The organism is Paenibacillus hebaui, from assembly GCF_051934385.1.
Classification (GTDB): Bacteria; Bacillota; Bacilli; order Paenibacillales; family Paenibacillaceae; genus Paenibacillus.
On the sequence record NZ_CP196836.1, the window covers coordinates 970,627 to 989,784 of the forward strand.

General features: G+C 47.7%; 13 protein-coding genes. 10 read left to right on the forward strand and 3 right to left on the reverse strand.

What is annotated here, in order from left to right:
• The first annotated feature begins 95 nt into the window (after positions 1-95).
• The 6 genes from ACR32F_RS04310 (at position 96) to ACR32F_RS04335 (ending at position 12,146) form a co-directional block, all read left to right on the forward strand.
• A complete protein-coding gene (locus ACR32F_RS04310; RefSeq protein WP_440116478.1) occupies positions 96-515 on the forward strand; it encodes a hypothetical protein in 420 nt (139 codons plus the stop codon).
• Between the two features lie 23 nt (positions 516-538).
• A complete protein-coding gene (locus tag ACR32F_RS04315) occupies positions 539-5,515 on the forward strand; it encodes a DUF4132 domain-containing protein (RefSeq protein WP_440116480.1) in 4,977 nt (1,658 codons plus the stop codon).
• A 549-nt stretch (positions 5,516-6,064) separates the two neighbouring features.
• Complete coding sequence (locus ACR32F_RS04320; protein WP_440116482.1) at positions 6,065-8,776, forward strand: glycoside hydrolase family 3 C-terminal domain-containing protein; 2,712 nt, start codon at positions 6,065-6,067, stop codon at positions 8,774-8,776.
• A gap of 156 nt (positions 8,777-8,932) precedes the next feature.
• Positions 8,933-10,504 (forward strand): glycoside hydrolase family 30 protein, encoded by a 1,572-nt coding sequence (locus ACR32F_RS04325; RefSeq protein ID WP_440119681.1) that lies wholly within the window; start codon positions 8,933-8,935, stop codon positions 10,502-10,504.
• 148 nt (positions 10,505-10,652) lie between these two features.
• Positions 10,653-11,108, forward strand: coding sequence for an acetyltransferase (locus tag ACR32F_RS04330; protein WP_440116484.1), 456 nt, complete (start codon positions 10,653-10,655; stop codon positions 11,106-11,108).
• A 51-nt stretch (positions 11,109-11,159) separates the two neighbouring features.
• On the forward strand, positions 11,160-12,146 hold the full coding sequence (locus ACR32F_RS04335; protein ID WP_440116486.1) for a WXG100 family type VII secretion target: 987 nt from the start codon (positions 11,160-11,162) through the stop codon (positions 12,144-12,146).
• Positions 12,147-12,281: 135 nt separating this feature from the next.
• Here the strand turns inward: ACR32F_RS04335 and ACR32F_RS04340 are convergent, their stop codons facing one another.
• The 3 genes from ACR32F_RS04340 to ACR32F_RS04350 form a co-directional block, all read right to left on the reverse strand.
• On the reverse strand, positions 12,282-13,070 hold the full coding sequence (locus tag ACR32F_RS04340) for a formate/nitrite transporter family protein (RefSeq protein ID WP_440116487.1): 789 nt from the start codon (positions 13,068-13,070) through the stop codon (positions 12,282-12,284).
• A 116-nt stretch (positions 13,071-13,186) separates the two neighbouring features.
• On the reverse strand, positions 13,187-13,405 hold the full coding sequence (locus ACR32F_RS04345; RefSeq protein ID WP_440116489.1) for a bacteriocin immunity protein: 219 nt from the start codon (positions 13,403-13,405) through the stop codon (positions 13,187-13,189).
• 394 nt (positions 13,406-13,799) lie between these two features.
• Entirely contained in the window at positions 13,800-14,789 is a 990-nt protein-coding gene (locus tag ACR32F_RS04350) for a quinone oxidoreductase family protein (protein ID WP_440116491.1), read from the reverse strand.
• 181 nt (positions 14,790-14,970) lie between these two features.
• On the opposite strand from ACR32F_RS04350, the gene ACR32F_RS04355 reads away from it, so the two are divergent.
• The 4 genes from ACR32F_RS04355 (at position 14,971) to ACR32F_RS04370 (ending at position 18,975) form a co-directional block, all read left to right on the forward strand.
• A complete protein-coding gene (locus ACR32F_RS04355; RefSeq protein WP_440116494.1) occupies positions 14,971-15,831 on the forward strand; it encodes a LysR family transcriptional regulator in 861 nt (286 codons plus the stop codon).
• Between the two features lie 234 nt (positions 15,832-16,065).
• Positions 16,066-17,166, forward strand: a complete 1,101-nt coding sequence (locus ACR32F_RS04360; protein WP_440116496.1) for a threonine aldolase family protein — start codon at positions 16,066-16,068, stop codon at positions 17,164-17,166.
• 419 nt (positions 17,167-17,585) lie between these two features.
• On the forward strand, positions 17,586-18,056 hold the full coding sequence (locus tag ACR32F_RS04365) for an SMI1/KNR4 family protein (protein WP_440116498.1): 471 nt from the start codon (positions 17,586-17,588) through the stop codon (positions 18,054-18,056).
• A 31-nt stretch (positions 18,057-18,087) separates the two neighbouring features.
• On the forward strand, positions 18,088-18,975 hold the full coding sequence (locus ACR32F_RS04370) for a LysR family transcriptional regulator (RefSeq protein WP_440116500.1): 888 nt from the start codon (positions 18,088-18,090) through the stop codon (positions 18,973-18,975).
• Positions 18,976-19,158 lie beyond the last annotated feature (183 nt).

The window sequence follows — 19,158 nt, forward strand, 5'->3', positions numbered from 1 at the left end:
TGGAATAAGTTGTTGTTCCGGTTTAGTCCATTTCACTTGGTGGTATAGATACTTGGACTGATGGTTAAATAAGGAAAAACACAGGGGTGAATGCAGTGAATGTATGGATTACAGTCAAAAGCCTGGGCAAGCGTAAGCCTGCTCTTGCTAAACAAGCTGCCGAACTTCCGGAAACAACCGATACGCTGAGACAGCTCATTAAGAACGTCGTTGCTATGCAACTGAAGGCTCTTCAGGACAAGAACAATGATGCGGAATTACTTGTCTACCTGATGCCGGATGAGATTCAGGAGCAAGGGTCGACCGGGAAGGTGGGCTTCGGCGTGATTTATAATGAAGGAGTTCCCAATTTCAAGGATGCGATTGGAACAGCTGTGAGCGCATATGAAGATGGATTGTATAAAGTATTTCTCAACGATGAAGAAGTGCAGGGACTGGATGAGCCGTTGGCCCTACAGGAAGATGACAACTTGGTATTCATTCGCTTTACGATGCTTGCCGGACGGCTGTGGTAGAAAGCGACAAGGAGGAGAATGGAATGAATCAGGAAGATAGAATTCAAGCGTATCACAATGAATTACAGGGAAAAGTGAAATTGCTGGATGGTGTAGAGCAGGAACTTGCAGGGTACATTGCAGAGATGGCTGGATTCAGCTATTTGCGCGAAGATGAAAAGGCATATTTGAATGCTGAGAAATTATTGGAGCGTTTGGCTGCTGAGACGCAAAATCCACTGTTCCATCCACTATTGAATGTGCTGGAGATGCTGGTCAGTGAACCATTGCTGGCTCGATTCCGTTACATTGCAGAACGTGCAGTGAAGTATCCTTACAGCAAAAATTATGAGCGCAGACCCTTTCGTACAGTCGATCCAGAACAGCATATCGGACAGGTTCTTCGCAAAATGATTGCACTGTTTCGCATGGAGATGCATGGCTTCTCCCTGAACGAATATGTATCACTGCGTGAGTACAAGTTCGATTATCTCCATGAGTGCAGAGCGGTCTTGCCGGATTGCATTGCGTACGAGTTGGATCTTGGAACCACAGATATGAAGCAATCGCTGCATGATATTATCTATGGCGACAATCAAAATGCACTGCTGACAAGTGAAATGATCAAGGGCATATTCATGAGTGATCAGGTTGACGCCTATGAGATGGTTGGCGAACTGCTGGTTGCTGCAAGGCTGCAGGAAGGTCTGCGTCAGAGTATCGTAGAACGAATGGATGAAGGGACAATCGAGGCGTATATATACATATTGAAAATTATCATCGACAACAATCTGATTCGATTCAGTTCAGTTGTGAGGGCTCTGGCTGTATGGACTGGGATCGCAATTGAAGCAGCCAATTCGCGTGTTGCAGCACAGTTAATTACACAAGCGCATGAAGCGTTGACTGATCCAGGTGTACGTGAAGCATGGGATCAGGAAGCCAATGCCAACAAATTGTTTATTAGTCTCTGGGCAACGGCTGTTATTGAAGAGAACGAATTGAAACAGAAGGTTGTCCAGATTATGGATCACGGGCAAGTGTATCAGCAGATTGTTGCTCAATACGTGCTTGCGAACAGTCAGAACAGATCGTTGCGTCTGAATATGGCTCGTCAGTATCTGGAAGTGCAAGATTTTGAGCTGCTCCACTGGGTTATCGAGAATTATGATGCAATGTACATGTATAACTGGAGCTTTGAAAATGGGGGAAATCAACGAAATGTTCATGTGTGGCCTTTACCTGTTTTTGAGGATAAAGCTGTGCGGCGGCGTGACTTTGATCTGTTTAAACAAATGTTGGCCCATATTCCCCAAGGAGGGTTCGGGGGTCCGTCAAGCGTTCTGGAGTTCGTTCAATACCGGATTGATTCGGATGATGTAGTGAAGAAAATGCTGTACCTTGCAGCTTACGATATGGATCCAGAATGGATTGCTGAGGTCATTGCGCTCAAGGACAAGCTGAGCCCGGATTTGCGAGGAGAATTGTTATCTCAGTTCGTCCAGGATCCGGAGAATGAGGTGCAAAGACAGTTTATTTTCGATAGTCTTTCCGATAAAAGCATGAACAATCGTGAGAATGCTCTGATCAAAGCCAAGCTGATGATACTGACAACGGAAGAAATGAAGCAGATGGAGGCGCTGTTGAAACTGAAAACGGGATCGCTGCGCCAAAAGGTGATTCAGGTCCTTCTGCTTCAGCCTGCAGACCAGTTGACGAGGTCGCTCAAGTCGCTTCTGCAAGCCAAAAGTGAACTGCAGCGGCTGGGGGCGCTCGAACTGCTGACCGAGATTTCGTCAGATCCTCTGCGAACAGAGCAGCAGGAGCAAATACAGCCTTTGATAGAACTCATCGAAAAACCAACCGCCAAAGAGCAGAAGCTGCTGGACAAGCTTATAGAACAGGGTAGCAGGTACACGACATCTAATGGATTTGGGTTGTATAACCCTTCATGGGAGAATCCGTTGCTTAATGAACAACGGGATCTCGGCGGGTTCCAGCCGAAGGACCTGTTCACCCTTTCGTTGGAAAAAGCGAAGCAATTCCTTGAGGGTTTCGATGCACTTGTGCATGAGCATAGGGATCATGAGTATGAAGTCGAATATTATGCCGGATACAAAGAAACGTTGCTGGTGGGAGCGTCTTTGCGTTCCATGGTCTATATCCCTTATGAGCAGCGAAAAGAAAGGGCCCTAATGGAGCAATTCCCTCTCCATGAAGTATGGCAGGGGTATGTCCAATCGAGTGGTCTGGATAACAAGGAACTGATGCAACTGTTGTTCACGATCCGTATTGAGGATATGAACAAAAAGCTGGATGATTACTACCGATATTATTCCGGTGTGTACGAATACAGTGAAATGGAAAAACATTGGCTGTTGGAAGGCTGGCGTAAGGAATTCGCCGAGGACGTCTACCCGCTCCAGTACATCCAGGACTTAAAAAAGATGGTCAGTGAGCTACGTTATGAAGCTCAGGTGAAAACGTTGATCGAGGCCGCTCATGATGACAGTGACAAGGTCGATACGTTTGAGATCGCGGAACGTACTCTGTATGCACTCATGAAAATGATGCCTGAAGACAAGCTGGAAAAGGAATCGGGAATGCTTAGTTTGTTATCGGGTCCATGGCTATATATTGTACGAGATAGAGTATATGACGATGCCAGCTTCAAGCGATTCTTCCAGACGTTCTGCCAATTCGGAAGATTGAGCAAGGACAGTTATCATTCCTCATTCCTTGGTCTGGACGATTATCTGCGCGCTTATGAACTGGATTATATAGATGTACAAGAGATATACAAGCAATTGCTTGTTGAAGAATCTCGTGCCCAGTTTATTCGGGATATGACGTCGAGTCGTTATGACTGGATTGCCGAAAAACCTTTACTCGCAGATCTGCGTCGAACGGTTGTGGAGCGAATTCTGGAGATTGAATTGACCAGAGGAGAACTCTCTACAGAAGTAAGTACGCTGGCTATGAAGCTTGAACGAATAGAAGGTATGGAGCACTGGGTACATCTGGTCTCCGCAATGGATCAGGATACGTTTGTCCGTGGTTATATCTACAGTTATGGAGACAATACAACTCGCAAAGAGACGTTCAGTCATTTGATTCAGGTATGCCATCCGCGGGAAGGCGAAGACGAAGTGCTGCTGGCACAGTTATTGACGAAGCATCCAATCCAGGAGAAGAAACTACTGGAAGCGGCAATGTACGCACCGCAGTGGATGGAGATTGTTGCGAAGCATCTGGGATGGGAAGGTCTGCGCAGTGCGGCCTGGTATTTCCATGCCCATATCAATGAACGCTTCACTGCGGAAAAAGAAACGGTCGTGGCTCATTATTCACCAATCTCACCACAGGACTTTAATGAAGGAGCGTTTGATATCGCCTGGTTCGAGGAGGCGTATCAGGACGTCGGTGAGGAACGCTTCAATCTGTTATACGATTGTGCGAAGTACATTTCCGGGGGAGCCAATCACCGCAGATCCCAGTTGTTCGCGGATGCGGCGCTCGGAAAACTCGACCTTGAAGACATGCGCCAGTCCGTGGAATCGAAGCGTAACAAAGATCATTTGTTGACGTATAGCTTGATTCCATTCGCAGAGAATCGGGAACAGGATCTGCGTGAGCGATACGACTTCATTCAGAAGTTCCTGATGCAGAGCAAGCAGTTTGGTGCACAACGCCGCGCCAGCGAAGGTGTAGTATCCCAGATTGCTCTGGGCAATCTCGCCCGAAATGCGGGATATGCGGATGTGACCCGGTTGATGTGGGATATGGAAGCCCGCAAGCTGGATGAGATGAAATCCTATTTTGAGCCCCATGCACTGGATGACGACACCACAGCACAATTGGTCATTGATGAAGAAGGCCAACCGGAGATGGTCATCATTAGCAAAGGAAAGACACTCAAGTCCGTACCTGCCCGGTTCAAGAAAGATGGATACATTGCCGAATTGAAAGAATTAAAATCGGACTTGGTTGATCAATATCGCAGGGCGAGACAGGAATTGGAGCGTTCCATGACCGCAGGAACATCCTTCACACGTGAGGAGATTTCCAGCTTGATGCAGAATCCGGTCATTCGTCCACTGGTTCGTACTCTTATATTCCAGGCGGGGGACAAGTTGGGACGCTTCGATGTACAATCCAGTGGTCTGGTTGCTCCAGGTTCGGAAAGTACGATTCAAACATTGGCGGAACAGGATCAACTGTTGATTGCTCATCCGCTACATCTGTTCCGCAGTGGGAGCTGGAGTGAATTCCAACGGGATCTGTTCAATCGTCAGGAACGACAGCCATTCAAGCAGGTCTTCCGGGAACTCTACCTTCCTAATGAGGATGAGCTGGCTAATGGTACAGTATCCCGTCGATATGCCGGTTATCAGATTCAACCGAAAAAAGCGGTTGCCTTACTTAAAGGGCGCCAATGGACGGTTAGTTATGAGGAAGGTCTGCAGAAGGTCAGCTACGAGCATAACCTGATTGCCAATCTCTATGCCATGGCAGACTGGTTCTCACCCGCAGATACAGAGGCTCCTACGCTGGAGACGGTTCAGTTCTATGATCGGAAGAGCTATAAACCTGTAGCTTTGCAGGATGTACCGGCGGCTTTCTTCTCGGAAGTCATGCGTGACATTGATCTGGTTGTTAGTGTTGCGCATGTTGGCGGAGTAGATCCAGAAGCCAGCATGACCACGATTGAGATGCGTCATGTGATCGTGAACGAGTCACTGCGTCTACTGAAAGTGGATAATGTTCGTCTGGATGGAAATTATGCGCGAATTGATGGTGAACTGGGCGAATACGCCGTTCATCTTGGCAGTGGCAATGTGTTCAAGCAAGCCACAGGTGCGCTTCATATTGTACCGGTGCATAGCCAGCACCGCGGCAGAATCTTCTTGCCATTCCTCGATGAAGATCCGAGAACGGCTGAGATTCTATCCAAAGTGATGTTATTGGCTGAAGACAAGAAGATCAAGGACCCACAAATCCTTGCACAGTTACAGAACTAGGAACTGATTGTACCGCCCCGATTGGGGCAGTAAAGGCAGCTGAAGAACCTGTTAAAGGGGACCTCAGTTGCTTTTTTTTATTTTCTTTTTTTCATTGTTCGAACATGGTTCCGATTTCAAAAAGACTTTCGACCCAGGGCGTCTCATGTTATTCCTTAATCTGATAATTAATTGAATTAATTGGTTGGAGGAGTATGGGTCCATAAGGCTGTTTTTAAAAGTAAAGAAATTATTCAATATTAGTTACGAAAATGTAAATAATTCGTTTTCTCATCTTGTTATCTGAATCTATAGAGAGGTGATTCAAAAGGACTAGATTCATCCTGATCGTGCTTTTACCAAATTTAAGGGGATGTAATCTGCCGGCAGGTCGGCTATCGTTAGGAAGCGAAATATGCTGTCTTGCTTGCAGGCTGCAGTTTCAGATGCCATGTGCAGGACGACCTGAATGCTTGAAAGGCTGGGATCAAGCCAGTTTGCATTCCCTTGTATACATGTATTCAATATGTGCACAAGAAAAATGATCAAGAGAGAAGGAGAGCTTACAACATGAACAGAAGACTCAATCTGATTTTCCTTAAACGATGGTTTATGCTATTAATCATCGTGGCGGTTGCTGCAATGCCGCTACACGCCTTTGCAGCAGAGGCGGAATCCGGGGCTGATCGCCCATGGATGAACAAATCACGATCTGCGGAGGAACGTACCGAGCTGCTACTCAAGGCGATGACGCTGGAGGAAAAGGTCGGATTCGTGACAGGTAAAGTAAATAACTATTATGGTTTCTATAATGATGGATTGGAGCGCCTTGGCATTCCGGCATTACAGATGGCAGATGGACCCGCAGGGGTACGTGTGGCCAACCCGGATGTTCAGGACAAAAAGTCCACGGCCCTGCCTGCACCAATCGCGCTGGCGGCTTCCTGGGACACCAATCTTGCCAAGCAATATGGTGATCTGATTGGTAAGGAAGCACATGATACAACACATAATGTAGTCCTCGGCCCTGGGCTGGATATTGCACGTACGCCATGGGGTTCCCGGAACTTCGAATCCCTCGGTGAAGATCCGTTGCTGGCTTCCGGTATGGGTGCAGCGTATGTGAACGGGATTCAAAGCAATCCGGTTATCGCTACAGCGAAGCACTATATCCTGAACAACCAGGAGACAGAGCGTTTCACGACCAATGCAATAGCCAGTGAACGTGCCATTCAGGAAGTCTATGCGCGTCCGTTCCAGGCCATGGTCGAAAAAGCGGACCTCGGTTCCGCGATGTGTTCATTTAATCAGGTGAACGGTACATACGCTTGTGAGAACAAGGAGATGCTGACCGATGTCCTCAAGGACCAGTTCGGCTTCGAAGGGTTCGTCATGAGTGACTACGGTGCTAACTTCAGTACAGTGGAATCCGCCAATGCGGGCCTGGATCTGGAGACACCTGGAGAGCCGTATGGCAAATGGGGAGCTAAGCTGCTGGAAGCTGTAAACAAAGGTGAAGTCAGCGAACAAACCATTGATGAGAAGGTTAAACGCATTTTGCTTCAAATGTTCGATAAAGGGCTGTTCGACAACCCTGTAACGAATACACAAATCAATGCCAAAAAAGACGGAAAACAAGCACGTGAAATTGCAGAAGAGAGCATGGTTCTCTTGCAAAACAACGATAATATGCTGCCGCTGTCCCAGAAAAGCGTAAAATCCATCGCTGTCATCGGACCGGATGCGGATAACGCATCCGCTGCTGGTGGAGGTAGCAGTCTGGTTAACCCGACATATACCGTAAGTCCACTGCAAGGCATTCGTAACCATGCTGGTAGCGGTGTAGATGTAAAATATGCAGCCGGAACTGATCCAATCTCGGCAGGGGATGCGTTTAACGGGCCATCCGCCGTACCTTCCACTCTTTTATCTCCAGGGGATGCCCAAAAAAGTGAAAGAGACTATGGTACAGAACGTGCTGAATATGGACTGCGTGCTGAATACTGGACGAATAAAGATATGGAGGGTAATCCTTCTCTGGTCCGTACAGATAATCAGGTCAACATGAATCTTGGATTCTACAATTATGAAGGTTTCAACGCACAATCTTCCAAGCTCCCTGTGACGCCGACCAAGTTCAATGCCAAAATGTCCGCTCGTTGGACAGGTGCAATCACAGCGCCTCAAACGGGTGATTATAAACTGTCTCTGACCAGTCTGGGTTCCGCAAAATTGTATGTGGACGACCAGTTGCTCGTGGACAATCAAGGCTCAACACTGAGTACAAGCGAGAAAGAAATCACGTTTAAAAAAGGCGAGTCCCACGATATACGTATTGAGTATCGTACTGATTTCCCGGTACAGTCCAATCACGATATGGGCGCGCAAGTTCGTTTTGGCTGGGAAGCTCCAGAAGAAGCTATCGATATCAAAATGCAAAAAGCAGTCGATCTGGCGAAAAAATCAGATGTTGCCGTCGTGGTAACACGTACGTATGACAGTGAAGGTTATGTAGACCGTTCCGATCTGGAACTGCCGAATAACCAGGAACAGCTGATCCGCAAGGTAGCAGCAGCCAATCCGAAAACGATCGTGGTGCAAATGAGTGGTCGTGCTGTCGAAATGGATTCCTGGCAAAAAGAAGTACCATCCATCGTTCAGGCTTGGTATGCAGGTCAGGAGCAAGGAAACGCGGTCGCACGTGTTCTGTTCGGTGATGTGAATCCATCCGGTAAATTACCGGTGACGTTCCCGTCGGATGATTCCCAGACCCCGGTATCCACTGCGGAACAATTCCCGGGTGTGAATGGCGTGGGCAACTACTCCGAGGGTATCTTCGTAGGGTACAAAGGATATGACAAAGAAGGCATGACACCGGCGTTCGCCTTTGGACACGGACTGTCTTATACTGATTTTGATTATCGTAATCTGCATGTGAAAAATACAGGTAAAGGGGACAAGGCAACCGTAGAAGTATCCCTAAACCTGCGTAATACAGGTAAAGTTTCCGGTGCAGAAGTTGTACAGGTCTATGTAGGCAATCTGCCAACCAAGGCTGAGACACCCGAGAAGCAACTTGCTGGCTGGGCCAAAGTAGATCTGAAGGCTGGCAAGCAGCAACGGGTCAACATTCAACTGGATCGTAGTGCACTGTCCTACTGGGATGAAGCATCGCATGAATGGATAATGCCTAAGGGTAAAGTTCAGGTGTATGTCGGCAGTGCATCGGATGATATCCGTCTGACAGGCAGTGTGAATATCGGAAGCAAGTCCGGTAAATAAAAGTGGAATAAGGGAGAACGAAAAGTTGTTCTCCCCAATTGAATTCATCGATGTGAAATGGAGTTTGTTCTAATTCACATATCACATATATATGGGAAATTTAGTCGTGGCCCAATGGCCGCGGCTTTTTCCACAATGGAAGGAGAGTGAAGCGTGATGAACATAGGCTGGCGAGAGCATCCCAAACGATGGATCATTCTGTTGATCACCGTTTGTTGTGTCGGCGTGGGAATCTGGCTTATCATCAACCGAAGTGAACAACCCGTTCCGCCACCCGTTGCGGACAAGCAGGCAGCGGCCGACGTTTGGTTAACTACGGGAGATCAGCAAAATCTGCTTACACCACAGAAGGCCATTCCAATCACAGATCATCTCGATGCAGGGACAAGCTCCTCAGATTCCACAACACAGGAGTCTGACACTTCTCCTTCGGAGTTCACCATAAGAATTGACCCAGAGAAGACCTATCAGACCATGGATGGGTTTGGTGCAGCTATGACGGGTTCATCGGCACATCTGATCAACCAGCTTCCACAAGAACAGCAAGAACAACTGCTGAAGGAACTGTTTACGACTGAAGGGCTGAACATGGATATGGTGCGTCATACGATTGGTGCCTCCGATTATTCGGTGGACGAATCAGGTCAAGCTTCAAGTTATACCTATGATGATATCGAGTCCGGCACGGATTATGACATGGAACACTTTTCGATCGATAAAGATCAGGAAGTCGTCAGTATGTTGGAGCAGGTGGCTCGTTTGAAGCCGGATCTTAAAGTGCTCGGCACACCGTGGACGGCCCCGGCCTGGATGAAATATGGGGAGAAGACCACGGGCGGCTGGTATCTGGATTACAACGATCCCCAGGTGTATGAAGCGTACGCGCGATATTTTGTAAAATATATTGAAGCTTATCAGGCGAAGGGCATTCCCATCTACGGGATAACGTTGCAAAATGAACCGGAGTTCACCTCGGCTAACTATCCGAGTATGAGTATGGGAGCCAAAGAGCAAGCCAAGTTTATCCGGGATTATCTTGGTCCGGCGTTGAAAGATGCGGGACTGGACACACGAATCATCACGTATGACCATAACTGGGATCAGGCAGTCGAATATACAAGCAACGTGCTTGATGATGAGCGGGCTGCTGCATATATCGATGGATCGGCCTTCCACTGTTATGCAGGTGATCCATCTGCCATGTCGGAAGTGCATGACCACTTCCCAAACAAAAATATCTATTTTACTGAATGCAGCGGTGGGGAGTGGAGTCCCGATTTTGGAGAGAATCTAAGCTGGCAGATGTCCAACCTCATGATTGGTGCTCCGCGCAACTGGGCGAAGAATATATTGCTCTGGAACATCGCACTTGATCCACAAGGTGGCCCAACGAATGGTGGATGTGAGAACTGCCGTGGTGTAGTGACGGTTGACCCGAAGAGCGGTGAAATCACTAGAAATGTAGAGTATTATGCGCTGGGGCACATCAGCCGTTATGTACGTCCAGGAGCCGTAAGGATTGATTCCACGCAAGAACAGGGCAAGATCGAGAACGTAGCCTTCCGCAATCCGGATGGAACGATGGTGCTCATTGCAGCTAACACGGGAGAGGAAGAGGTTTCCTTTAACGTAGTCATGAATGGGAATGGGAATTCGTTTCGATACTCATTGCCTTCCCAATCGGCAGCAACGTTCCGCTGGAATTCGAAAATGGCGGTAGAAAGTTGACTCAAGATTGGAAATTATGGGTACAGATTGAATGGTGGACATGGTAAAATACACGTAGAGTTATTTAAAATTTGATGTATTGAACAAATCCGATCTCAGGATCGGATTTTTACATAACCTTTTACTAGAAAAGGAGAATACGTTGGACATGGTAATCGTTTCATATCGGGAACAGGATCACAGCAAGCTGGACGAAATCTGGGAGAGAGCTGTCCGGGCAACTCATACTTTTCTGGAGGAGCATCACATTCAGTTCTATAAAAAAGTGGTGAGCGATGTGTTGCAGCATAGGCAAGTTGAAGTTTGGGTAGCGTTGAATGCTGATCAGGAACCCGTCGGTTTTATCGGTTTGGATGATAACTTTATCGAGATGTTGTTTGTAGATCCGAGCCAACACGGACAGGGTCTGGGTCGACTTTTAATAGATCATACCTTCAAAATCAAAGGTCGTCACCTCAAGGTGGATGTCAACGAGCAGAATAGTGGGGCAGCCCGATTTTATGAGAAGATGGGATTTGAACACACGGGGCGGTCCGAATTGGATGGTTCCGGTAATCCGTTTCCGCTGTTGCATCTGGAGATCAAACAGGAGCAGGCTGAGTGATATGATCGGTTGACCATGAGATATAAATGACCACGTAGAGGAGCGTGCAGGATGACACAGATCAAGGTGACACCGGAACAACTGGAGACGGTCAGCGGACAGTTTGCACAGGCGCATCAGCAATTATCAGGATTCATGTCCACACTGGACAGTAAGATGAGTTTCATGCGCAGCAACTGGGACGGGATGGAGCGGGAGCGTTTTTATAACGATTATTCAACGGCACAAGGCACGATGAAGTCCGTTCTGGAACGGGTTCTGTCTATTCAATCGGAAATGAAGAAGATCGCTGAGCGTTTCCGCACGACGGATGAAGATGCGGTGAACAAGGCCCTTATGACGGCGCTGACCGCAGCACAGGCACTATCAAGCATGAGTAAAAATAAAGGCGAAGGTCTAAACAAAACGTCAGGCCCACCGGAGAACATGGATGAATGGAATGAGAAGGACGCCGAGAAATACCAAAACTATGAGGAAATGCTGAAGAAAGCCAAGGAGATGGGTGACGAAGAACTGGCGCAGCAGATTCAGGCCAGCATGAACATCATTCGGCTTCAGTATGAAGATGTAATCTACCAGACGGACCCGAACACGGGCAAGACGGTGAAAATTACCGAGGATTCCATCGTGGGTATGTATCAGGTGAAAAGCGAGAAGGGCGAAACGACCAGCATCAGTCTGGACAAGCAGGGCAATGTGGTGGACTATAGCAAGGATACGGAAAAGTATAAGTATTCGGAGCAAACGCATACGACCAGTCAAGGCGAGCATCTCTTTGGCAAAGTGGCACAAACGGCTACAGCCTACGGCATCGGTCTGCTGCTCACAAGCAAGACGGGCTCTGCCTTTACAGAGCATGCGACAGGGATCGGTTCGTCCCTCGTTGCGGACAAGTTTCTGTTCTCCGTTCCGGAGGAAGGGGAGACCCGTACGATGATCTACCGGACAAACAAGGAGACGGGCCAAATCCAGAACATGATCGTGGTCACGCGTGGCGACAACGATATTGAATATACCCCGTGGCGGGATTACTACTAAGCCCGTCTGGCAGAGAAGCAGCCCGGCAGCCTTCATCACACAGGATAAGAAGGCTGCCGGGCTGCTTGAGGTTCTCCTTACCAGATGGCCACGGTCAGTTGACCGGGCCGGGAGGAGATCTTTTTTTGCCAAAGATTAATGCGTCTCTTCATCCAGAAATGGTTTGTTCACTGCATAATACATAAAGCCCATCAGCAGCACGCCACCGACCAGATTACCCAGCGTTACTGGAACCAGATTGTGAATAACCCCATCAAACGAGATGGTCCCCGGATGGTTCAACACGAGCGCAATCGCGAACGTACACATATTGGCGATGCTGTGCTCATAGCCCGAAATGAAGAAGCAGAAGACAAAAAGCATCATGGCGAACATTTTGGCCCCATTCTCTTTCATGAACATGGGCACAAAGAACGCCATACATACGAGCCAGTTACACAGGATTCCCCGGAAAAAGAGCTGCATGGTCGGAACTTCCATCTTGTGCTCCACCACGCTTAACAGAAAACCGTTCACCTGAGACGAGTCGAACAATCCCGTCAGATAGATTAACAGGGCAAATACCGCCGCCCCCATCAGGTTTCCGCTATAACTCGCAATCCACAGCTTGATTACCTCGAACCAGCGGAGCTTTTTGCGTAGTGCGGCATACGTGTAATAGAACGTATTTCCGGTAAACAGATCACCACCGCCATAAGCGATCAGAATAATCGCCGCACCGAACGTAAGTGCAGCCATGGGGTATGTAAAGGGGGAATCCTCCATATAAAAGAAATTACCCGTCTTAAACGCCACGATGACGCCAAACCCGATGAACATACTGGCGAGCATGGATCGTGCAAGATACCTGATTAAGCTTTGCTTGTAAATTTTGTGTTTCTTCATCGCCAGTTTTTCGACGTTGCGTAAAGCTTCCGTTTCCATAATTCGCCTCCAATATCCTGATGTCTTGTTTACATTATAACGAAATATTGGAAGATGGCGAGGTTTGGCGTTGGATTTGTGATAATTGTTATATGAAAAGAGAGTAAGATGTGACCTTAGGACGGGGGCGGAAGATTGATCGGACGTGCAGCCAACGCTTCTTCTACAATCTGTTCGGGTGTCAGGTCTCGATCATCCCAGAAAATCAGATTACTGATCTCTGCGTGGGGCACCTGCTGCTGTAGCTCCGTTAGTATGTCATCCAGTTCCGCTTCGGTTCCCTCGGCATTCATGAGCTTACGAACCAATTCGATTAAATGCAAATGATTGGACATATCCATACCTCCTGAATGATTCATAGCGTGAACAAACTAGTCTGTCATAGGCTGGTCCAATGGATCATATGTAACGATAATCGGCAAAAATTTCGGTTCAAGCACTAGACTAATGAGTTTTCCGTCTTGATCAGTATAAGAAATGAAATAGCTCCCGAAATGAGATTCATAGATGAAATCCTTGAATTGAAAGGAGCTTTCGGGGTACTTTATGTTCACATATAACGTTGTTACCCCTCGGGCAAAGCTTTCTTTCAACATAGGAATTTGGCCCATAAGCATAATAGCGACAAGAATAATTGCGGTTCGTTTAGCGAGACGGGTCAGATGCATTCACCCCATTATTGTAAAATCAATTTTCACCAATTCATGAAGGTCCATCTTAAAACAGATGTTACTTCATAATTATAGCCAGATTGCCAAACTGTTCTCCCTTTTCCATGCGTTCGAACGCTTTTGTTGTGTCCTGCAACGGATAAACACCATCAATTACAGGATGTATGTCATGTTGCTCCACCCATTGCAGCATCTGGACAAACTCTTCACGGCTGCCCATGGAGGTGCCAATCAGGCTAACTTGCGGGAAAAAGATGGAGCGGATCGGAACAGTCAGATCATCTCCCGAGCTTGCACCGTACATCACGATGCGTCCACCTGGTCTAATGATATCAAAATATTTCGGGAACATGGCTTGTCCGATGCTATCCAAGATGATGTCCACAGGTTCCAAATCATTCTGCAAACTCCAATCGGCATGACTATCCAGTGTACGGGTAGCGCCCAAGCGCAGAGCCTCACTTCGTTTGGCTTCACTTCTGGAGGTCACGGTCACCTGCGCACCAGCGGCTACAGCCATGAGCAGGGCATAGGTCGCTACTCCGCCGCCAATGCCGGGGATGAGGATATGTTCCCCAGCTTGAAGTTCGCCACGGGTGAATAAGGCGCGATAGGCTGTCAAAGCCGAAAGCGACAACACGCCTGCTTCTTCCCAGGATAGATAGGATGGTTTAGGCAGGGCATTGATAGCGGGAAGTGTTATATATTGCGCCAACGTTCCATGCGTAGGACCACCGACGATATCGGGTACGATTGGCACATCAGATGCGTTTTCCCAACCGAGCGTTGGATGGATAATGACTTCATCACCTACTGTGAATCCTCTTACGCCTTCGCCGATCTCTACGATGATACCAGCCCCATCGGAACCCGGAATGAGCACAGTATCCTGAATGGTGCGTCCTGCCATAATGAACAGATCACGATGGTTGATTCCGGCGGATTTTAGTTGGATCTGTACTTCACCGTATTCGGGTGAGTGGGCATTTGATGTTGTATATTGAAGACCTGCAAGGCCGCTCTGGCCTGAATGGACAATAGCTTTCATGTTCAATACTCCTCCTGTCTGTGTAGCCAGACTTCACTACTGAGCCTCATTGTACAGATGGAGCAGATTCACGTAAAATGAACAAAAATGAATGTCAGTATCATTTAAAATAATAGATAAGCATTTTGCATGAATCGGATGATGCAGAGTGACGATATAACGATAAGCAGGTGATCAGGGCATGGATGCAGGTGATTTGAAAATATTTCAGGCGGTGGCCCGCGAGGGCAGTATCAGTAAAGCTGCGCTTGCACTCAATTATGTGCAGTCGAATGTGACAACAAGGATCAAACAGTTGGAAACTCAGCTGCAGGTGCCGCTGTTTCGCCGTTCCAATCGAGGCATGTCGCTTACACCGGCGGGTGAAAATCTGCTTGGGTATGCGGACAGAATATTGCAATTATTATATGAAGCAGAGCAGGCCACGCAAGAGGGTAACCCACCGGCAGGAATGCTTCGTCTGGGTGCCATTGAGACAGCAGCATCCAGTTTCCTGACGCCGTTACTGGCTGAATACGGTTCATGCTACCCTGAGGTACAGTATTCGCTTGTCACAGGTGGAACCCATGAGCTGAATCAGAAGGTCATTCAACATGAATTGCATGGAGCCTTAATTTATGGCCCGATCGATCATCCTGAGCTGAACTATATGAAGATGTACGACGAGGAATTAGTGCTGATCGCTGAACCTGGAGTGCATGAATTAAACGCGTTATTGTCCAAACCGATGTTGTTTTTTGAGATAGGCTGCACACATCGGGTTCAGGCGGAATTCTTTCTGAAAGATCAGGGTATCGACACGCTGAGCGTCATAGAATATGGAACACTGGACACGATCTTGCATGGTGTATCTGCTGGGCTCGGAGTATCATTGCTGCCGCGTTCTTCGGTTGCCAAAGCAGAGTTAAGAGGCGAGGTTACGGTGATGTCTTTGCCTGATCCCTATTGCCTCTTGGAAGTAGGATTTGTGTATTCCCGTGGTGAACATATATCTAGTGCGCTGAGCGCCTTGGTGCAGATCATTACAGAACCAGAACTATAAGAGGTTGTTCAAAAAGTCCACTTTTGATTACGAAGGATGCCTAGTGGCATCATCAGCATCGATATGGTATTCAGCCGAAATAAGTAGATGCTTGCGAAGGTTGTTTCCTTCGGAAACATTGTAGTTGCTAACGTAGTTTTCCCTACGCTCCGCTACTCCATTTCTAGCTTCATCCCATCTTCTCGGTACTGAAAACCGGTCTTTTTGAACACGCACTATAAGGAGTGAGTGATCTTGAAGGATACTCCGTTAACATTATCGGAAGCCTTTCGTCAGGCCGTGTACATCGTAGGTGGTCATGGCAGCCGTAAAGTCAAAGTGCTTCAGGAAGTGCTGGAGCATACAGACGGGGAACAGGATAGCGATCATTACGGCAACGGGCAAATCATTGACCAGTTTCAACAGCAGATGGCTGACGTTCTGGGCAAGGAATCGGCTGTGTTTTTCCCAAGTGGAACGATGGCGCAGCAAATTGCATTACGTATCTGGTGTGACCGCAAAGCAGTAAAGCGAGTGGCTTACCACCCTCTGTGTCATCTGGAAATCCATGAGGAAGACGGATTGAAAGAGCTGCATCAGATTGAATCGATTTTGCTCGTGGACAAGGACCGATTAATTCGATTGGAAGATGTACAAGCGCTCGACCAGGACATTGCCTGCCTGCTGTTGGAACTGCCGCAACGCGAGATTGGCGGGCAATTGCCAGCGTATGAAGAGCTGGAAGCGATATCGGCCTATTGTCGTGAACGCGGGATTAAGCTGCATCTGGACGGAGCACGTCTGTTTGAGATCACTCCATATTACCAGAAGACATCAGCCGAGATTTGCAGTCTGTTTGATACGGTGTATGTGTCCTTTTACAAAGGCATTGGGGGCATTGCGGGGGCGATATTGGCTGGAGATCCGGATGTGATGCAGGAATCGAAAGTATGGAAGCGGCGGTACGGCGGCGATCTGATTGGCCTGTATCCGTATATTCTGAGTTCCCAGTATTATTTCAATGAACGGGTTGGCAAAATGGAGTGTTATTACGAACAGGCTCAAAAGCTGGCCTCCCTATTGAATGCGTGTCACGGGATACATACATTGCCCGAGGTACCGGTATCGAATATGTTCCATGTGCATATTGCGCTCGCTTCTGACGAAGTTGAACCGATTCTTGTGCAAATGGCTCAGCAGCATGGCATAGGAATTACTTCATATCTGAACAAGACGAGTGGGAACAGCTGCGCCTTTGAATTTTCTACGGGCGATCGTTATGAGCAGGTTCCCCAGAATAAGCTCCGGTCAGCGCTGGAATGGCTGGATCAAGAGTTGCGTAAACAGGTGAGATAACAAGTTGATTTCAATGCCCGACTCGCTTGTTGGGTAGAGCAAAGACAGGCATTCTGGAATAGAAGGTAACAGGTGTTGCGCTTTAAGCAGGACTATTGAGTATACAGCGGCTGATCAGTGGCGAAAGCCCTGATTCAGCCGTTTTTTGCAAGGAAAGATAGACAAGTGACGAAAGGTACCTTAAAGGGGGAGTTCAAAAAGTACGCTTTTGATTACGAAGGATGCCTAGTGGCATCATCAGCATCGAATATGGAATTCAGCCGAAATAAGTAGATGCTTGCGAAGGTTGTTTCCTTCGGAAACATTGTAGTTGCTCACGTAGTTTTCCCTACGCTCCGCTACTCCATTTCTAGCTTCATCCCATCTTCTCGGTACTGAAAACCGATCTTTTTGAACACGTATTTATAGGGGGAGTTCAAGTGGAATCAATAGAATTGGAACCGATTCGTGATCTTATGGTGAAAGCTTATGATACAACAATGGGAGAAGGATGTACTCCTGAAACACAACAGAGCATTGAGGATTTTGAGCGAAAGCATAACGTGAAACTGCCCACAGCGTATCGCGCACTTTTGCTCGAATTCGGTGCATGTAACTTCGGAGATCCTGCCTTATATTCGGTGAAAGAATTGGACTGGGCCTATCCCGAGTTTCTGGAAGTGTACCGTGAAGTTGAGAAGGAATACGAGCTGCCAGCTGATCTACAGCCTTTCCCGATTGGTGGATTTGGCGAAGGAAGCATGGCTATACTGGATCAGACCTCGGGCAAGGTACTGATGTTGATTCACGATGCAGGGGAAATTCCTCTGCGGGAGATTGCCGTAGATTTTAATGAATTAATGACGATGCTGGCTGAGTCCGCAATCTGGGTTCAGGAACAGATGAAATAATAGGGCAGACGGAAGGATGCGCAATAGGCTTATGGATATCCGAAAGTTAAGATACTTTATCACCGTGGCGGAAGAGCTTCATTTCCACCGTGCAGCGGAGAAATTAAATATGACGCAACCCCCGCTGAGCCAGCAGATTCAGAATCTGGAGGAGGAGCTTGGCGTGAAGCTGTTGGAACGCACGAAAAAAATGGTTCGTCTCACGCCGGCAGGTGCTGTGTTTCTGGAACAGGCCAGACTCATCATGGCCCAACTCGATCGTTCTATCCAGCTTACGCAAAAGGCAGATCAAGGTATCATCGGGCATGTAACCGTAGCCTTTGTGGATTCAGCTTCGGGGAGTATTATGGTGGATGTGCTGAGGAAATTTCGTGCTGCGTACCCACAGATTGAACTGACATTACGTGAGATGACCTCGTCCCAACAATTACAGGCACTGGAAGACGGACAGATCCATATTGGATTTCTGCGGTATCAGGAAGATACTCGGCATGTCTCGTTCCGGGCCTGTCAGATGGAAACATTGATTGCCGTGTTGCCAGATCATCACCCGAAGGCTTCTCAGACCCAGGTGTCGATTCGAGAACTGGCAGATGAAGATTTTATTTTATTTCCACGACATCTGGGATCTCCATTTCATCGACTGGTTCTGGACTACTGTAGAGCACATGGCGTAGACCCTCGAATTACGCAGGAAGCGATCCAGATGTATACGATTGTGAATCTCGTTGCAGCGGGCATGGGCATTTCTATTGTTCCCTCCTCGGTGGATGTATTCCAGCGGAAGGGTATTGTGTTTCTTCCATTACAAGAAAAACCGCCCTCCGTACCGTTGTACACGGCATGGCGGACGGATATGAATCAGGAAGTGGTCTCCCGTTTTATGAACATTGTAGATGAATGTGTTGAAGGGGAGTAACCTTCCAATCGCTGTTATCACCAGATTTTTTCGATATCCTTTTCTCAAGGGGAAAATCTGGGGATAGCGTATGCTTTCGAAGTAGCTTTCTTGCAGAAAGCTTTTAGCTCCACTTTTTCAGGTTTTTTCTGTCCTCTTCGTTAACGTGTAAGTGATTAGTTCAACTTAGTAAGCTGTGTGTAG